20 protein-coding genes are annotated in these 16,213 nt (G+C 67.0%); 9 read left to right on the top strand and 11 right to left on the bottom strand.

Annotation, left to right across the window (positions count from 1 at the left end; genetic code table 11):
- Positions 1–709: 709 nt before the first annotated feature.
- From G9Q41_RS11465 to G9Q41_RS11455, 3 genes are all read right to left on the bottom strand, one after another.
- Positions 710–901 (bottom strand): DUF397 domain-containing protein, encoded by a 192-nt coding sequence (locus tag G9Q41_RS11465; RefSeq protein ID WP_092520622.1) that lies wholly within the window; start codon positions 899–901, stop codon positions 710–712.
- Positions 902–1,296: 395 nt separating this feature from the next.
- A complete protein-coding gene (locus G9Q41_RS11460) occupies positions 1,297–1,485 on the bottom strand; it encodes a DUF397 domain-containing protein (RefSeq protein ID WP_165632542.1) in 189 nt (62 codons plus the stop codon).
- 5 nt (positions 1,486–1,490) lie between these two features.
- Complete coding sequence (locus G9Q41_RS11455; RefSeq protein ID WP_165632543.1) at positions 1,491–2,348, bottom strand: helix-turn-helix transcriptional regulator; 858 nt, start codon at positions 2,346–2,348, stop codon at positions 1,491–1,493.
- A gap of 559 nt (positions 2,349–2,907) precedes the next feature.
- On the opposite strand from G9Q41_RS11455, the gene G9Q41_RS11450 reads away from it, so the two are divergent.
- The 9 genes from G9Q41_RS11450 to G9Q41_RS11415 all read left to right on the top strand — a co-directional run bounded on the left by G9Q41_RS11450 (position 2,908) and on the right by G9Q41_RS11415 (position 8,133).
- Complete coding sequence (locus G9Q41_RS11450; protein WP_165632544.1) at positions 2,908–3,399, top strand: hypothetical protein; 492 nt, start codon at positions 2,908–2,910, stop codon at positions 3,397–3,399.
- A 124-nt stretch (positions 3,400–3,523) separates the two neighbouring features.
- The gene (locus G9Q41_RS11445) at positions 3,524–3,778 is read left to right on the top strand and encodes a hypothetical protein (protein WP_165632545.1); all 255 of its coding nucleotides are present in this window, start codon (positions 3,524–3,526) and stop codon (positions 3,776–3,778) included.
- A 125-nt stretch (positions 3,779–3,903) separates the two neighbouring features.
- On the top strand, positions 3,904–4,131 hold the full coding sequence (locus G9Q41_RS11440; RefSeq protein WP_092520612.1) for a helix-turn-helix domain-containing protein: 228 nt from the start codon (positions 3,904–3,906) through the stop codon (positions 4,129–4,131).
- Positions 4,124–4,504: a hypothetical protein gene (locus G9Q41_RS11435; RefSeq protein ID WP_092520611.1), complete on the top strand. Its 381-nt coding sequence runs from the start codon at positions 4,124–4,126 to the stop codon at positions 4,502–4,504. The genes G9Q41_RS11440 and G9Q41_RS11435 overlap by 8 nt, the downstream gene beginning before the upstream one ends.
- A 79-nt stretch (positions 4,505–4,583) precedes the next feature.
- Positions 4,584–5,093: a radical SAM protein gene (locus G9Q41_RS22685; protein WP_207630928.1), complete on the top strand. Its 510-nt coding sequence runs from the start codon at positions 4,584–4,586 to the stop codon at positions 5,091–5,093.
- Positions 4,984–5,505, top strand: a complete 522-nt coding sequence (locus tag G9Q41_RS22680; protein WP_207630929.1) for an SPASM domain-containing protein — start codon at positions 4,984–4,986, stop codon at positions 5,503–5,505. The genes G9Q41_RS22685 and G9Q41_RS22680 overlap by 110 nt, the downstream gene beginning before the upstream one ends.
- Positions 5,506–5,517: 12 nt before the next feature.
- Entirely contained in the window at positions 5,518–6,261 is a 744-nt protein-coding gene (locus G9Q41_RS22330; protein WP_165632546.1) for an AAA family ATPase, read from the top strand.
- Positions 6,258–7,085, top strand: a complete 828-nt coding sequence (locus G9Q41_RS11420) for a phosphotransferase (RefSeq protein WP_207630930.1) — start codon at positions 6,258–6,260, stop codon at positions 7,083–7,085. Before G9Q41_RS22330 ends, G9Q41_RS11420 begins: the two co-directional genes overlap by 4 nt.
- Positions 7,086–7,239: 154 nt before the next feature.
- The gene (locus G9Q41_RS11415) at positions 7,240–8,133 is read left to right on the top strand and encodes a PAC2 family protein (protein ID WP_165632547.1); all 894 of its coding nucleotides are present in this window, start codon (positions 7,240–7,242) and stop codon (positions 8,131–8,133) included.
- Between the two features lie 96 nt (positions 8,134–8,229).
- Here G9Q41_RS11415 and G9Q41_RS11410 read toward each other — a convergent pair whose 3' ends face one another.
- The 8 genes from G9Q41_RS11410 to G9Q41_RS11375 all read right to left on the bottom strand — a co-directional run bounded on the left by G9Q41_RS11410 (position 8,230) and on the right by G9Q41_RS11375 (position 16,213).
- Positions 8,230–9,465: a styrene monooxygenase/indole monooxygenase family protein gene (locus tag G9Q41_RS11410; protein WP_165632548.1), complete on the bottom strand. Its 1,236-nt coding sequence runs from the start codon at positions 9,463–9,465 to the stop codon at positions 8,230–8,232.
- 49 nt (positions 9,466–9,514) lie between these two features.
- Positions 9,515–10,072 carry an ATP/GTP-binding protein gene (locus G9Q41_RS11405; protein WP_092520606.1) on the bottom strand — a complete coding sequence of 186 codons (558 nt, stop codon included), beginning with the start codon at positions 10,070–10,072 and terminating at the stop codon, positions 9,515–9,517.
- 13 nt (positions 10,073–10,085) lie between these two features.
- On the bottom strand, positions 10,086–10,457 hold the full coding sequence (locus G9Q41_RS11400; protein ID WP_092520605.1) for a DUF742 domain-containing protein: 372 nt from the start codon (positions 10,455–10,457) through the stop codon (positions 10,086–10,088).
- A gap of 18 nt (positions 10,458–10,475) precedes the next feature.
- Positions 10,476–10,919: a roadblock/LC7 domain-containing protein gene (locus G9Q41_RS11395; protein WP_092520603.1), complete on the bottom strand. Its 444-nt coding sequence runs from the start codon at positions 10,917–10,919 to the stop codon at positions 10,476–10,478.
- Entirely contained in the window at positions 10,916–12,202 is a 1,287-nt protein-coding gene (locus G9Q41_RS11390; RefSeq protein WP_165632549.1) for an ATP-binding protein, read from the bottom strand. Before G9Q41_RS11390 ends, G9Q41_RS11395 begins: the two co-directional genes overlap by 4 nt.
- Positions 12,203–12,946: 744 nt before the next feature.
- Positions 12,947–14,188, bottom strand: a complete 1,242-nt coding sequence (gene mshC, locus G9Q41_RS11385; protein ID WP_165632550.1) for a cysteine--1-D-myo-inosityl 2-amino-2-deoxy-alpha-D-glucopyranoside ligase — start codon at positions 14,186–14,188, stop codon at positions 12,947–12,949.
- 75 nt (positions 14,189–14,263) lie between these two features.
- Complete coding sequence (locus G9Q41_RS11380) at positions 14,264–15,238, bottom strand: MBL fold metallo-hydrolase (protein WP_165632551.1); 975 nt, start codon at positions 15,236–15,238, stop codon at positions 14,264–14,266.
- Positions 15,239–15,415: 177 nt separating this feature from the next.
- Positions 15,416–16,213, bottom strand: a complete 798-nt coding sequence (locus G9Q41_RS11375; RefSeq protein ID WP_165632552.1) for an SCO1664 family protein — start codon at positions 16,211–16,213, stop codon at positions 15,416–15,418.

The raw sequence follows: 16,213 nt of genomic DNA, 5'->3' as shown, positions 1-16,213 counted from the left end.
AGCGATGCGGAAACGGCGGTTCCGGGGTGCTCGCCTCCGGCACGGCCGAGAAGTCGGCGGCGCGGCTGGCGCGGTATCGATCCGCCGCCTCCGCACCGGAGCGGGAGCGAAAAGGAGACCGGAAGAAGAATCGCCGGAGGAAAAGAACGCGTGGATTCCGGGAGAACCACCCCCTTCGAGGGACGCCCCGCCTCGGACACGTGTCGTAAGCTCGACGAGGAAAGGAGTGGTGGTGGACAAAAGCGACTGGAATGTTCAGGGAAACGTCCGCGCGATGCTCGAGTTCTCCGCGAAGTTCTCGACGAGGAGCGGGACGCCATCGCACGAGCCGAGCGCGGCGACTTCTCCAAGGTATGGACCTTGGACACGGACAGCACCTTCTGGAGGCGGGACGAGAAGGGCGATCAGGTCAACGCGCGACTCGCGCGAGAACCGAAGTCGATCAGCGGGTACGATCCGAAAACGGATCGCTGGACGACCACGGCCGACGACGGGACGATTCTGATCACGTTCGTCCTCAGCGACGACGTGCTTCAGGTGAACGTACTGCGGATGCAGGACCTCCGGGCAGCACTCCACGTTCGGAGAACAAGAGCGCTGTGGGCAACCCGACGAGTGGTACTGACATCCACACGACCACGCCCCGTGTTCCTGACATGCGAAAAACGACCCCCGGCAGCACCAGGGGTCGTTTCACACCGTGAGCGGATCAGGCGAACCGGTCGGTTTTCACCGCATCGATGAACGTCTGCCACTGCTTCCGGTTGGTAGTGAAATACCCGGCCGAGCGATCCTTGGTGTCGCGAACCCCAGCAACGGTCGGTGTGACGGTGACCTCAACGCAGTTACCACCGCTGTTCGACCGCGACGACTTTCGCCACGTCGCGCGCGAGAGATCCACTGTGCCAACCTCCTAGGTCTGTGCCGTGTGCGCCTCCCGAATGCTACGTATCAACTCCAACGAGGTTGGTGCTGGTAGGGCTGTAGATCTCAACTCATCCCCGACATACTTCAGAGCCTCCACGTCGTTGGGATCGTCCACGGTATGCCCTCCCAAAGGAGTGTCGAGGAATCCGACAGCCTCGTTGTTGTCGAACGACAGCAACGCGAACGCGCCGGAAGGGCTGGCGTGCGCCCCGGCGCCGTAGGGGAGCACCTGAACAATCACGTTCGAAAGCTCACACCGGCCGGAGCGGCACGGCGTCAACCCCGCTAGTGCGCTGGAGACAGTGCGGGGCCCTGACATGCGAAAAACGACCCTGGCAGCACCAGGGGTCGTTTTACGCCGTGGGCGGCTCAAGCGAACCGGTCGGTTTTTACCGCGTCGAGGAACGCCTGCCACTGCTCGCGGTTGGTGGTGAAGTAGCCGAGGTCGCGGTCCTTGGTGTCGCGCACCGCCGCGCCGTCGCCGAACGTGGCGATTTCGACGCAGTTGTTTGCCTGTCCGCTACGACTCGACTTGCGCCAATCGAGTTGCTTACTCACGTCTTCTACTCCTTCGGACCAGCGGCGTGCACTTCAGCAATGCTACGTAGGAGCCGCCCTGACTCTTCCCTCTGTAGTGCTTGTGCCTGAAGCTCGCCGAACAAACGGCTCAGCTCTGCTACGTCTCGTAGGTCATCGATGACGTGACCGCCGAGCGGGGTGTCTGAGAACGCGACGTCACTGTGGCCAGCATCAGCGAATCGCAAAACAGTGATCGGCCCATGCGCTCCCACATGCGCCCCCGCGTCGAGAGGCAAAACCTGAAGGTTGACTCCGGGGAGCTTCGCGTCGTGCTCCAAGCGTGCGAGCTGCTCCACCATGATCTTCCGGGATCCGACTACGCGCCGCAGGGCTTCCTCCGCGATCACGGTATGGAGAGTCAGCCCTCCTGGCCTCTCGTACAGACGTTCTTGACGCTTGAGCCTGACATCGACCCAGCCCTGCAACTCTGCCTCGGAGAGTTGCAATCTGCCGACTTCGTGGATTGCACGCGCGTAGTCCTCGGTCTGTAGCAGACCTGGCACGACACCGAGCTCATAAGAGAAGACCTCGGAAGCCTCAGCCTCGAACCCGACGAACGGTTCGAGGTAAGCCGGGAGTTTGTACGAGTGCCACCAGCCTCGTTGACGGCTGTCTCTACGGAGCTGCTGGAGGTGCCCAGACATCTCATCAGGAGCTTCGTAAAGACGCAGGAGCGCCGCGAGGTCTTGAGCACTGATCCTCGAATAGCCGCGCTCCCAATGACCCACTGTCGCGCGGCTGCGCTCCACATGCCGCGCGACGTCGTCCAGCGACAAACCTTTGTCGTTGCGCAGAGATTTTAGCTGGCGACCGAGGTGCACCTGCCGTGCCGTACCTGCCATAGCTCCAGCGTCGCACAGCGAGAGGCAACGAGACGGATCACCCAATCGGATGTATTGATCACTTTACCGTATCACCATTACCGTCTCACACATGGAGCGGTTGAACACGCGGACACTGCCATTCCCTCACGGGGTGTATCGGGGTCACGGTCATCGACTGGGGTCGGACAAGTCGTTGGCGGTGGCTGAAGAGACCGAGCACAGCCTTCCGGTGAACCCCAAGACGACAGAGGAGTACGCCGCTACTTACGCCCTTTGCGGTAGGCAACTCCGAACCCCCGCGACGGCCGACGAGCCGAGCGTTGGGCGGTGTAGGGACTGCCAACGTCTCCAGGCAGTTCGCGGCCTCCCGGAGGGAGGATGATCTCAGTGCTCCTGCCCTCGTTGGTCGTGATCGCGTGCGCAGTGACGATCTGGCTCGTGACGGACATCGTTGCCGATCTGCATGGAAGGTAGTTGTGCGAATAGGACTGAGGTGGAGGCGAGTTCGTCGCCCTCCCACTCAGCGAGTAGCGGAAATGTATCCCGAATCTCGCCCGAAAAACGTAGGGGATGTGCTGTGACCATCATCCTCGCGCGTCTGACCTCCGAACACGCCTCGGCAACGCGGGCAGTGCACATTTTCGATCCGCAGTTCGACCAGGACCGGGACGGGGTGCGAAAGGCGCACTGCGGTTTCGAGACTCATCACGACAGACTCGAAATCGTCGATGCGTTCACCGGGATGCCGTGCGACCTGTGTCTGTTGGCGGCTCCAGCGGGAGCCGAGACGAGTTCCCTCCCCCAAGAGGTACCCGATCAAGCGTCCGAGGACTTCTCAGGCGGCGACCTGTCAGACGGCCCCACGTATGCGAGTTCTCTTCGCGGAGAGCCGATCTGGCACGACATCCCCAGGTCCAACTCCGAGGCGCGCTCCTGCCGCTACGAGGACGGCACGGCCGTTTTGACGGTCTGCGGACTACTGGGCTGGGTGACGCACGGAGAGCCTCCGCCCGACTGGCAGCACTGCCCCGGCTGCATCGACATGAGCGAACGCCGGAAGGCTCTATGACACCCCTGATCACACTCTTATCCCTGTTCACCGCATCAGCGGTCGCCATCGTCGCTCGGTGGCACAGCAGCGAGCGAAGACCCCGACACGCGGGCTCGGGGCCAGGACACCGACGGTTCGTCAATTGCGGGAACAGGTGGGTATAGACATGGCCGAGCAGCTCCGGGCCGACGCGGCACCCACCGAGATCATGCCCGCAGTCGCGCGGCTGCCGCGCTGGTCGCACTGGTCGGGGACATTGCCGCTGTCCGCAGCTACGAAACGTCGCCCCGGCAGCTCTACCCTGCCGGGACGACAGCCCGAGCCTATCCCGGGGCTCTACGTGGATCCAGACAGGGACATCTTGGCCCGCGTCCTCGACGGATTGCGTCGTCTGTAGAGACCACGACTCAGCGCTGCCGAGCCCCGACCTCCGGTGCTGAGTCGTCACCGCCCGGCCGAGTCCCCTCCCCCAACTCACCTCGGCCGGGTGGTTCCCACCCACTCCCGCACTTGGAATCAGTCATGAATGCCGCGAAATACGCACACATCACCGGAGAAGTGCGCAACCAGTTGCGCACCGAGTTCAGCCGCCACTACGAGGACGGAGCGAGCATCCGGTCCCTGGCGCAGGCCAGTGGCCGTTCCTACGGCTTCGTCCACACCGTGCTCACCGAAGCGGGAACCCGACTGCGCGGACCTGGCGGCGCGAACCGGGGACACCACACCGCAAAGGAGAGGACGGATGAATAAATCCCTGCTCCCTCACTGGAGCACGCGCGAGCTGCACTGGCACGCCCACCTGTCCACCGCCGTCAGCGCGTCGAAACTGCGCAGGCACTACACCCCGGCCGAGGTGCTGTACACACCGAACGCGGGGGCAACGTGGCTGGCCAACACCATCGCCGCGCACAGCACCGACGCCGTGGCCGTCGAATGGGGAATGCCCTGGGGCGTGCTCATCGACACCCCCGGCATGCACAACGACGTCGAGCGCGGGGAATACGCATTAGCCCACGGCGGATCGGTCGACGCGCTGGTGCTGACCACCACCGGCCAGCTCTACCTCTACCTCGACCCCTACACCCCCACCCAATGCCCGGACCACGAGCTTGCAGGTCGCTGAATGCAGGTCTCGACCGGATGTCGGCGTATGTGTCCGGTCGGTGTTTTGCCCGTGTAGCGGTGCCGTGATGACGCCGTGAGTGACACGAACGAAATTAGCTCCTTCCAGGGAGGTTATTGTGCAAGACCTTTCTTTCGTATGGCTGGAGATCACCGGAAAGTGTCAGCTGGAGTGCACCCACTGCTACGCCGAGTCCGGCCCCGACGGTGATCACGGGGCGATGGATGAACGAGCCTGGCGTCACGTGATCGACCAGAGTCGGGAGCTCGGCGCGGAGATGGTGCAGTTCATCGGCGGCGAACCGATGCTGCATCCTGCCTTGCCCGGGCTCGTCGACTACGCCCGTGCTCGTGGGGTCGAGGTCGAAGTGTTCTCGAACCTCGTGCACGTGCCACAAGTGGTGTGGGACGTGCTCACGGTGCCGGGAGTGAGGCTGGCAACCTCGTACTATTCCGACGCCCCCGACCGAGCACGCCGCCGTGACAAAGCGGCGCACCCACGCCCGGACGAGGGCGAACATCGCCGAAGCGGTACGCCGGTCGGTCCCGCTGCGGGCGGGTGTGGTCAACCTCTTCGACGAGCAGCGTAGTGCGGCGGCCGTCGCGGAACTGCGCGAGCTCGGAGTGACCGAGATCGGTGAGGACACGCTTCGGCAAGTCGGACGGGGCATCCGCGAAGCCGATGGCGGGCTCGACCAGCTGTGCGGGCACTGCGGGCAGGGCAAGGTCGCCGTCTCCCCGACCGGTGATGTGTGGCCGTGCGTGTTCTCCCGGTGGATGCCCGTGGGCAACGTCCGCGAGCGCACGCTCGTCGACATCCTCACCGGCCCGGACATGGCTCGGACGGAGAAGCAGCTTGCCCGGCACTTCCCGGACGGACCGCACTCGGCGTGCGATCCTAAGTGCGGACCGTCCTGCGGCCCGTCCTGCAACCCGTCGTGTTGGCCGACGGGAACGGGGCCGTGCTCACCCAACGGTGGGTGCCAGCCGAACTACGACTAGTCAGGGAGCACCGTGTTCGTCCGCCGCGCCTACATCCGCGAACCGGACCGCCCCGCCCAGCGCGGGCAGTGGCCCTTCGCGGTGCCGTGCGTGAGTCAGCTCGCCGACGAGGGGTTGCGGTTCACCGCCCCGGTGACGTTCCTCGTCGGCGACAACGGATCGGGTAAATCCACGCTCGTGGAAGCCATCGCGGAAGGCTTCAAGCTGGACGCCTACGGCGGGCGGCTCGCCGCGAAGCGGGGGCGCCCGAATCCACAGCGGACCCCGCTGGGGGACGTGCTGACGCTGGAAACCACAGCGGCAGGCTCGCGAATGCTGGGCGGCCCCCGCTCACACAAACACGGGTTCTTCCTACGAGCTGAGACCGCGTTCAACCTGACCGAAAACCTCGGCGGGGTACCGGGCTACTGGGACGCCGACACGGCATCGATGAGCCACGGCGAAGGATTCCTGACGATCTTCTCCGAGATGATGTCGAAACCGGGCTTCTACGTCATGGACGAGCCCGAGGCGGCCCTGTCATTCACCTCGTGCCTACGTCTCGTCGGACTGATGCACCAGCTCGGCCAAACCGGCGCGCAAGTGGTGTGCGCCACCCACTCGCCGATTCTGGCCGCGACACCGGACGCCGAAATCGTCGAGGTCGGCGAGCACGGATTTCACCGAGCGCAGTGGAAGGAACTCGACCTGGTCGACCACTGGCGCCGCTACCTCGACAACCCCGAGACCTACCTGCGCCACGTACTGGACACATGAGCCCGACCGACGCCGAGATCGCCGAGGCCGACCGGCAGTTCGCCGCCTGGATGCGCCAGAACCTCGAGCACGCCGCCGACCACTTCGGTGTCACGCTCGCCGGCGAACCGGTGCACGGCTGGCGACTGCTGTCCATCAGCGCGCCTGTCAGCGGGAACCGGTGGCTGCGGGTCACGACCGAGGCGCTCGAGTGGGCACACGGCCGGTGGTGGACCGGCAGCGTCGACGCGAACGCGATCACCGGGATTCGCAAACCCGTGGTGCGGGACCGCACCGAGTGGGAAGTTGCCGGGGTACGGCGTCAACGTGCCGAGCTCATGACCCGTGTCGCTGGTCGACCGTGCTCGGCCGGCGGTGCCTTGCGCGGCGAGCTCGACGTGTCGGCGACCTGGTGGACCGAACTGCGCGACGTGCTGGACACGCTCGGCGCGGTGCGCACCGATCGAGTCCACAGGACTCAGGAGCATCTCGATGCGCGCACGATGGCCGTGCTCGGTCGAACGATCCCCGTCCGGCATTGGGAAACCGTGCATGGTGATCTGCACTGGGGCAACGTGTTCGACCCGCTCGCCGTGGTCGACTGGGATCACTGGGGTACCGGTCCCGTCGGCACGGATGCGGCGACGCTGTACTGCTACAGCCTGCTCGCCCCGCGAACCGCCGAGACCGTGTGGCACACCTTCGCCGACACCCTCGACACCCCCACCGGCACCACCGCACTGCTCCACACCGCCGCACGCCTGCTGCACCGCATCAGCACCGGCGACCACCCCGAACTCGCCCCACCACTGCACGAACTCGTCGAACGGCTCGCACGGCGCTGATGCCAACTCCGCTCGCGCAAGCGGAGGCCACCTGTGCTGCATCCAGCGGCCGCGGGGACCGGGCCGGCGCGGGCTCGCCCGGGGTGATCGGCAGGAGAGCGGCCGCGCGGTCGTCACGTCCGACAGGATCGGAGCGGGGTAGTACCCTCGGCCTGTGTCCGTACCAGCACCGCCCGCCGGTTTCACCCTCGACAACAGCATCGTCATCTGCGCCTTCGAGGGTTGGAACGACGGTGGCGACGCCGCCAGCACCGCCCTAGAGCATCTCCAGCTCGTGTGGGACGCGACAAGCTGGGCCGAGATCGACCCGGACCCGTACTACGACTTCCAGGTTTCCCGCCCGACCGTGAAGCTGGTGGACGGTGTCACCCGCGAGGTCACCTGGCCGACGACCCGCATGTCGGTGTGCCGTCCCCCCGGTCTGGGCAAGGACGTGGTGCTGATCCACGGCGTGGAACCGAACATGCGCTGGCGCTCCTTCTGCTCCGAGCTGCTCGACCACGTCGAGCAGGCGGGCGCCGACACCGTGATCAGTCTCGGCGCGCTGCTCGCGGACGCTCCGCACACCCGCCCGATCCCGGTCACCGGAGCTGCCTACGACACCGAGTCCGCCGATCGGTTCGGCCTGGAGCGCTCACGCTACGAGGGCCCCACCGGCATCGTGGGGGTCTTCCAGGACGCCTGCGTGCGCGCGGGGGTCCCGGCCATCTCGTTCTGGGCCGCGGTGCCGCACTACGTTTCGCAACCTCCCTCCCCCAAGGCGACCCTGGCGCTGCTGCACCGCGTCGAGGAGGTCCTCGACCTGGAGGTCCCGCTGAACAACCTCCCCCAGCAGGCCGAGGAGTGGGAGAACACGGTCAGCGAGATGACCGAGGAGGACGAGGACGTGCGCAACTACGTCCGAGCCCTGGAGGAACGCGGCGACGCGGAGAACACGTTGACCGAGACCAGCGGGGAGGACATCGCAGCCGAGTTCGAGCGCTACCTGCGCAGGCGCGGTCCGGGCGGCCCGGGCGGCAAGGGGAGCTCGGGACCCGCTCAGGGGTGAACCGTCCCGCGCGGTTCCGGAGTGCGTTCCCGCCCTCCGGAACCGCGCGCTCGTCGTGCCGGTAGGAGCACGCCGGACGGCCTCACCGGAGGTGGCTCACCCCCGGGTGACCTCGTTCAGGTACTGCTCGGCGAGGTCCCGGTCGAGGAACCAGTTCCCGAAATCGGCCGGATCGTCGAAGGCGTTGACGAACCGCTGACGGATCGCCGGGGTGTCGGCGGCCTGCCTGAAGAGGTTCATCACGTGCTCCGGCGGCGGCTGCAGCATCGCGTTCGTCCAGGTCGTCACCGGTTCCACCACCGACCAGTAACGTTCGAAGGTCTGCTCCATCCATTCCCGGTCGAAGGGGAGGTCGCCCCGTTCGAGGATGCTGCCCAGGTAGGACGCCGCGCACTTGCTCGCGTTGTTGGACCCCTGACCGGTTATGGGGTCGTTGGCCACCACCACATCGGCCATGCCGAGCACGAGCCCTCCCGAGGGGAGTTCCCCGACGGGGTGACGCACCACCGGCGGATACCCGCCGGACAGGGTCGCCTGGGAATCGGTCAGTTCCGCGTGCTTGAACCTCTCGTACTCCCAGGGGAAGTACTGCCGCATCAGCTCGAGCATCCGCTTCCAGTGCTCCCCCGCCGCCGGGCGGTCGGACCAGCAGTCCAACGGGCCTCCCGGCAGTCCCTCGAAGAAGGGGATCTCGCAGGGGCCGCTCAGCGTGACGCCGGGGATGACGAACAGCTCCCCCACTCCGGGGACCACGTTGAAACGCACCGCGTCCATGTCCGGGTGTTCCGGACGGCGTCCCGCTCCGTGCACATAGCTGACCGACAGCACGCGCTGCGTCGTGCTGTAAGGAGAGCGGTCCGGGTTGCGACCGAAGAGCTGGACCAGCTCGCCCTTGCCCGCGGCGATGAGCACGAGTTCGTAGTGCCTGGTCAACGAATCGAGGTCGGAAGTGGTCACCCCGTGGAAAATGACCTTCCCGCCGCGGTCCTCGAACAGCTCCAGCCATCCGGCCATCTTGATCCGCTGGTCCACCGACTGGGCGTAGTTGTCCAACCTGCCCACCCAGTCCAGCTCCCGGTCCCCGTCCGGACCGGCGATCGATACGCCCACCCCCTGGATCTCGGGAGCCTGGTCCTCCCAGAGGTTGAGCTTGTAGTCCCGTTCGTGCTGCAGAGCGGTGTGGAACATGGCCTGCGTGGACATCACCCGCCCGCCGCGGATCTCCTCCGGCGTCCGCGCGGACATCAACGTGACGTCGTATCCGTGCTCGAGCAGGCTCAGCCCGGTCTGTAACCCCGCCTGTCCGGCTCCCACGATGAGGATCTTGCGCATCGCGTTCTCCTTCTAACCTGCCGACACCTTCCCGCCGCTGCGGACGCGATCATGCGGCGCCGTGCGTTACGTTCAACCGCATCGTGTGCGTGACCAAAGCACGCAGTGTATCCACAGTGGACACTGAATCACGTGCGTCACAGGCGATCAAGGGGATGTCCGGAGCCAGCGCGAGGGCGTCGCGCACCTCCTCCAGGTCGTGGGTCAGCTTCCCGTCGAACAGGTTGACCGCGACGATGAAGGGGACGTCCGAATCGTGCTCGAAGTAGTTGATCGCGGCGAAGGACTCCGAGAGTCGTCGGGTGTCGACCAGCACCACGGCACCGAGCGCCCCCCTGGCCAGATCATCCCAGAGGAACCAGAAGCGGGACTGCCCGGGCGTTCCGAACAGGTAGAGCATGAGGTCCTGGTGCAGCTGGATGCGCCCGAAATCCATCGCGACCGTGGTGGTCGTCTTCTCCCCCGTCGGGTCGATCTCGTCGATCCCCTCACTGGCCTCGGTCATCCAGGCCTCGGTGTTCAACGGGGCGATCTCGGACACCGACGAGACGAAGGTGGTCTTACCGACTCCGAAGCCACCCGCGACCACGATCTTCGCCGAGAGCATCAACTCGGCGTGGTCATGCGGAGAGCTTGTTGAGGCCATCGAGAATCCTCTCGAGGATGTTGTGGTCGTAGCTGTAGGCCTGTCCGGTCGGGTGAATGAAAATCACCCCGTCCGCCGCCAAATCACTGACCAGCACTCGGATGACGCCGAGTGGAATATCCAGTGTGGCCGACAGTTCGGCGAGGGATACCGGACTGCGAGCGTGCTCGTAAACCGCACGGGATTCGGGGAGCAGCTTCTCCGCACGGTCCCGATCGTATTCGGTGACCGAGATCATCGTCTCCACGAGAAGCTGGTGCCGCGAGCGGGTCCGCCCGCCCGTGAGGGCGTAGGGACGCACCCGGCTGCTGCGACTTTCCCGCTGGGTCTGTGAGTGTGTGACCATGGGGACTTCCTTAAACGATCAGTCACGCGGTCGCTTGGCGGTGACCACGCGTCGCAGATCGGCCCGAACCTCGGGCGTCAACGCGTGCCCCGTGTTCTCCACGAACTGGGTCATCTCGTAGGCGACCACGCGCATCTGGGCCTCCGATGAAGTGAGCACGGCCAGCCCCGCCCCACTCCCGATCCCCATGAACAGGAAGTATCCGTGGTGAAGCCTGATGATGATCTGTTCGCAACCACCCTTGTCGAACAGTGCCGAACCGTTCTGGGCGAGACTGAGCAAACCGCTGGAAATGGCGGCCAACTGCTCGGCCTCGTCGTTGGTGACCGAGGAGGACCCCGCCAGCGGAAGACCGTCCGCCGACAGAATCAACGCGTGGGTGACGCCGTGAACGCGGCGTACGAAATCGTCGACTAACCAGTCGAAGTTCGGGGGCTGGGCGTCGTCTTCTGCAGCCGTCACTGCTGTGACCTCTCGGCGTCGTCGTTGTCGTCCTGCTGGTTCTGCCTGGCTTCGTCCTCGCCCTCGGCGAAGGCGCCCAGGTCCGCCAGCAATTGCTCATGACTCTCGCGCATGTCCACAAGGTTGTCCTTCGTGGACGGAGTGGGGGAGTCGTGCCGGGCGGCCGACGACCCCTTCAGGCTCTGGGAAACTCTGCGCGGCAGCCCGTTCACGGTAGTGGACGGCTCCGTTCCCGGTTGTTGAACAGCGGCCTGCTCCTCGGACGGCCACACGGGTTCGGCCGACACCGACGAGCCCACCGCTCGCTTGTTCACCTCGTCCGGAGACACTCCGGAAGCCTGCCGCCCGGGGGTTTTCGAAGGGCCCGCGTCCGCGTTCCGGGCACCGTCCACCGGCTCCTGGAGCTGCTTCTCCCGCATGGGCCTGCGCGCCGGACCACGTCCTTCCGGCAAGGACTCCTCGTGGACCAGGGTGGACGGTAGCAGCACCGAAGCCGTGGTCCCGTGCGGAGCACGGCGGGACAACCACACCCGGATGCCGTGCCTGCCAGACAGGCGCCGCACCACGGCCAGCCCCATGTGTCGCACCGCGTCGCGGTCGAGCACCGGCGCGCTCGCCAGTCGCTCGTTGAGCGCCGAGAGCCTGGCCGCGGGCAGACCGATCCCGGAGTCCTCTATCCGCACCATTATGCTGCCTCGCTCGGTCAGGTGAGCGCTGACGCTCACCGCCGAGTTCGGCGGGGAATGCGTTGTCGCGTTGTCCAGCAGCTCCGCCAGCAACCTGCTGACGTCGTCGGCGGCCAACCCCACTATGCCGAGTTCGGTCACCTTGCCGAGCTCCACTCGGCTGTAGTGCTCGATGGCCGACATCCCGGCACGGATGACGTCGACCAGTGACGCGGACTCCGGACGTGTTCCCCCCGCGTCCCTGCCGGCCAGAACCCGCAGGTTCTCCCCGTTGCGGCGCAACCGCGTCGCCAGGTGGTCGAGCCGGTAGAGCCGGTCCAGCGACTCGGGATCGTCCTCTTCGGACTCCATTTGCTCGAGCTGTTCGAGCAGCGAGTCCACGAGGTTCAGGTCGCGCAGGGCCACACTGGAGCAGACCCCTGCCAGCACGTCCTGAGCTCCGGGCTCACGCGGGGAAACGGGCCCGATGATCTGCGCCACGGTCTCCCGGGAACGCTGCAACAGCTGTTTGGTCGATCCCTCCAGCCGCTGTCTGGCCGCCCCATCGCGCAACGACTTGCGCGAACGTTCGAGCATCTCCCATACCCGACTCACCATCCCACCTCGCAACCAAAGCGCGTATCAACGATCCGGGCTTCGTGCGGACTCATGCCACGAGATCCAATCAGATCGATCACGGGGAGTCTACGATGCCCCTGCCGCGAACATGAATGGTGATTGACGAACGAATGATTCGTTTCCGCGAAGTTCCTCCCACCCGAGGACCTCGCCGTGTGCCCGCATCAATTCGTTCGCCGGGAGATTAATCCAACTCATTCGTCCGCATCAAGGGCGGAAGCGCTCCACCGCGGACAGATAGGACACTGTACGTGCACGATGGATGCAGCATCGGCGCGCCAGAAGGCCAAAGTCGACACTGCGCGTAACCGATCGCTCGGGTGGGCAGGTACCGGGAAGTGGCAGGCGGCATCCGAACACGAGGAGACGGGCGCAGTCACCAGCACATTCCCGGCGCCCCGGGGAAACGAGCATCCCGGCGCGAAGGAACCCCGAGGTGACGAGCAATTCAGCTCGCGCTCCGGCTGGGCGAAAACCCTGCTCGACGATGCTTTCTGGCGTGTTGTGCCAACCCCGGCTTGGTGTTTTCAGCGCGAGAAGCTGTCGAAAAGAACGAGCCACTGCTCGACGGAACGACAGCGGGTTCCCCGCAGCGCGCTAGCGCGCGAAGGCGCGCGTCGGCATCGTGCGGTTGCTCGTCCGCTGTCCGAGCTCGGGCGGTCGCGATCCCGCGGCAGGCCCCGCCCCGTCGCGGGGCGGGGAGCCCCGGTCCGGAACCGCGACTTACAAAGCCACGCCGAGCAACGCGTCCACCGCGTTCCTGATCACCGCGGGCGCCCCCTCCTCGGAAGCCCCGTTCTCGGTGAGGGCCCGCTCGACCCACTCGTCGACGGCACGCAACGCCCCCTCCGAGTCCAGGTCGTCGCCGAGGCGCTCCCGCACGCGGTCCAGGGTCTCCGCCGGATCCGGCCCCCGATCGAGGGATACTGCCCGGCGCCAGCGCGCCAGCCTGGCTGCCCCGCTGGTGAGCAGATCGGCGTTCCAGGAACGGGTCTGCCGGTAATGGCCGCTCAGCAGGGCCAGCCTGATGGCCATCGGGTCGACCCGATCACCGCGCAGCCTGGAGACGAACACCAGGTTGCCCTTGGACTTGGACATCTTCTCCCCGTCCAGCCCGACCATCCCGGCGTGGGAGTAGTGCTGCGCGAACGGGTGCTGCTCCGTCAGCGCCTCGGCGTGGGCCGCGCTGAACTCGTGGTGCGGGAACGCCAGATCGGACCCGCCGCCCTGCAGGTCGAAGCCGACGCCCAGCCGGTTGAGCGCGATCACCGAGCACTCCAGGTGCCAGCCGGGCCTGCCCGCGCCGAGCTCCTCCGAGTCCCAGGAGGGCTCGTTCGGCCGGGCCATCCGCCACAGCAGCGCGTCCAGCGGGTGCTTCTTGCCCGGGCGGTCCGGATCGCCGCCCCGCTCGGGGAACACCTCGGCCATCTCGTCCGCGCTGTACCGCGACTCGTACCCGAGCCGCCCCGTGGCGTCGTGCCGGAAGTAGATGTCCGGGTACTCGTCGTCGACCCGGTACGCAGCGCCCGAGGCGAGCAGCTCGGTCACGGCCTGCTCGATCTCCGGTATCGATTCGACCGCGCCGACGAAGTCCCGCGGGGGAAGCACCCGCAGCGCGGCCATGTCCTCCCGGAACAGGGCCGTCTCCCGCATGCCGAGCACGATCCAGTCCTCGTTGTCGTGCTCGGCGCGCTCCAGCAGCGGATCGTCGATATCGGTGACGTTCTGCACGTAGTGCACGTCGTGACCGTTGTCCAGCCACACGCGGTGCACCAGGTCGTAAGCGATGTACGTGGCCGCGTGCCCCAGGTGCGTGGCGTCGTAGGGGGTTATGCCGCACACGTACATGCCCACCCGTGGCCCCGCACCGACCGGTCTGATCTCCCCGGTCGCGGTGTCGAACAGACGTAACGGGTGAGCCCTGCCGGGCAGGCTGGGAACGGAAACCGAGGACCAGGGTTGCATGGGTCCGACCCTAGCCGCCCCGCCGCGGCGAGCCATCGCGGGCCACGAGATACGAGCTCCTCCCCACATCCCGCGTTACTCCGTCCGAGTGGTTCTTCCGGCGCGGGAGCGCGCCCCCGGCAGAACCCGGGTCTCGCCCACCGCCAGGTCCCACAGCAGTTCCCCGCTCCCTCCCGCGGCGAACCACGCCGCGCGCAGCCGCTCCCACGGTTGGAGAACCGGTTCCCCGGTCAACGGGAAGGTGGCCCAGTGCATCCCGGCCAGCCTGACCGCTCCGGTGTCCGCGGCCGCGGCCACGGCGTCCTCCGGGGTCAGGTGCACCGAGCGCATCACGCTCGGAGGGTGGTACGCGCCTATGGGCAGCATGGCCAGCTCGATGCCCGGGAACCTGCGCCCGATCTCCGCGAGGAACGGTCCGTAACCGGTGTCCCCCGCGTGGTACAGCCTCCGACCGTCCGGAACCGTGACGACCCAACCACCCCACAGGCTCCGGCAGAAGTCCCACACCCCGCGTCTGCTCCAGTGCCGGGCCGGGACGAAGTCGAAGCGGAGCGGACCGAGCTCGGTGGAGTCCCACCAGTCGAGCTCCCGGACGTCGGTGAACCCGCGCCTGGTGAACCAGTTCCCCAGCCCCAGCGGAACGAGCACGGGGGTGCTGCGGGGGAACCGGGCCAGCGTCGCCGCGTCCAGGTGGTCGTAGTGGTTGTGGCTGATCAGCACCGCGTCCACGGGAAGCAGCCCGCCGAGGGCGAGCCCCGGCGGGCTCAGCCTGGGCGACACCCCGGGGATGCGCGTGGACCACACCGGGTCGGTGACCACCCGGCACCCGGCCGCCCGCAGCAGGAAGGTGGCGTGCCCGATCCAGGTCGCGGCGACGTCGTGCGGCTCGATCCCGGGCAGCGGCCCATCGTGCAGCGGGACGAGCCTGCGGTCCAGCACCGTCCTGCGCGGCGCCCCCCTCCACATGAAGCGCAGCACGTCGCGCACCGTCGGCAGCGGACCGTCCAACCGATCCGCGAAGGAACGACGACGCTGGAACCGGATCACCATGGGGCCCCGCCTCCGAACTGCCCGGGAAACCGGCACGCGGTTACGACGTGCAGGACACGAGACTGCCACGCGCGGGCCCGTTCTCGTAGCGCTCCATCGGTTGAGAGCGCGCCGCGGGGCTCCCGGGCGAGTCAGCGCGCTCCGGGGCGCCGGGGACCGCTCGGCGGAGTTTCGCCGTCAGAAGGGAGGCCAGGGAATGGCGGGCCACTCACCGGACGGCGCGGGCAGCACGCCCTGCTGCAGCAACCGGTCGATCCTGTCGGCCACCGCCTGGATCTCCTTGGGGGTCACGTACTCGGCCAGCGCTGCGGCGAACGACCCGTCCAACCGCTTGCGCAGCCCGGTGAGCCGCTCCACCGCGGACTCGTCCAGCTCACGGCCCAACCAGCCCCACAGCACCGTGCGCAGCTTGTCGTCCGCGTTGAGACTCACCCCGTGGTCGATGCCGAACACCTCGCCCCGCGGGGTGCGGAGCACGTGCCCGCCCTTGCGGTCGGCGTTGTTGAGCACCACGTCGAGCACGGCCAACCGACGCAGCTCCGCGTGATCGGCGTGGGCCAGCACCAACGGCGCGCCCTGCTCGTCCTGGGCGTGCAGCACGGTCAGCCAGTCGTGCGGGACGTCCTCCGGGGAGAGGACGTCCACGAGCCCGGAGTCCTCCTGCTCGGTGTTCACCCAGAGCTGCAGCATGCCCGCCCCGAAGGGGCCGTCGGCGCGCCAGACCGTCGGGGGAACCAGGTGCCACCCGCCCTCCTCGGAAAGCAGGTAAGCGGCGACCTCGCGACCGGCCAGCGTGCCGTCGGGGAAGTCCCACAACGGCCGCTCACCGCGCACCGGCTTGTAAACGCAGTCCGCGCTCACCCCGTCGTGCTCGACGGAGCAGAACAGGGTCGCGTTGGATGCCTCGACCAGTCGTCCCCGAACCTCGATCCGCCCGTTGGTCAGCAGGTCGGTGGCGACGTCGTCGGAGAGCAC

It is taken from the genome of Actinopolyspora sp. BKK2 (genome assembly GCF_011291845.1).
GTDB classification, from domain to species: domain Bacteria; phylum Actinomycetota; class Actinomycetes; order Mycobacteriales; family Pseudonocardiaceae; genus Actinopolyspora; species Actinopolyspora saharensis.
Note: the sequence above shows the minus strand (reverse complement) of the source record. Positions and strands in the feature narration are given on the sequence as shown.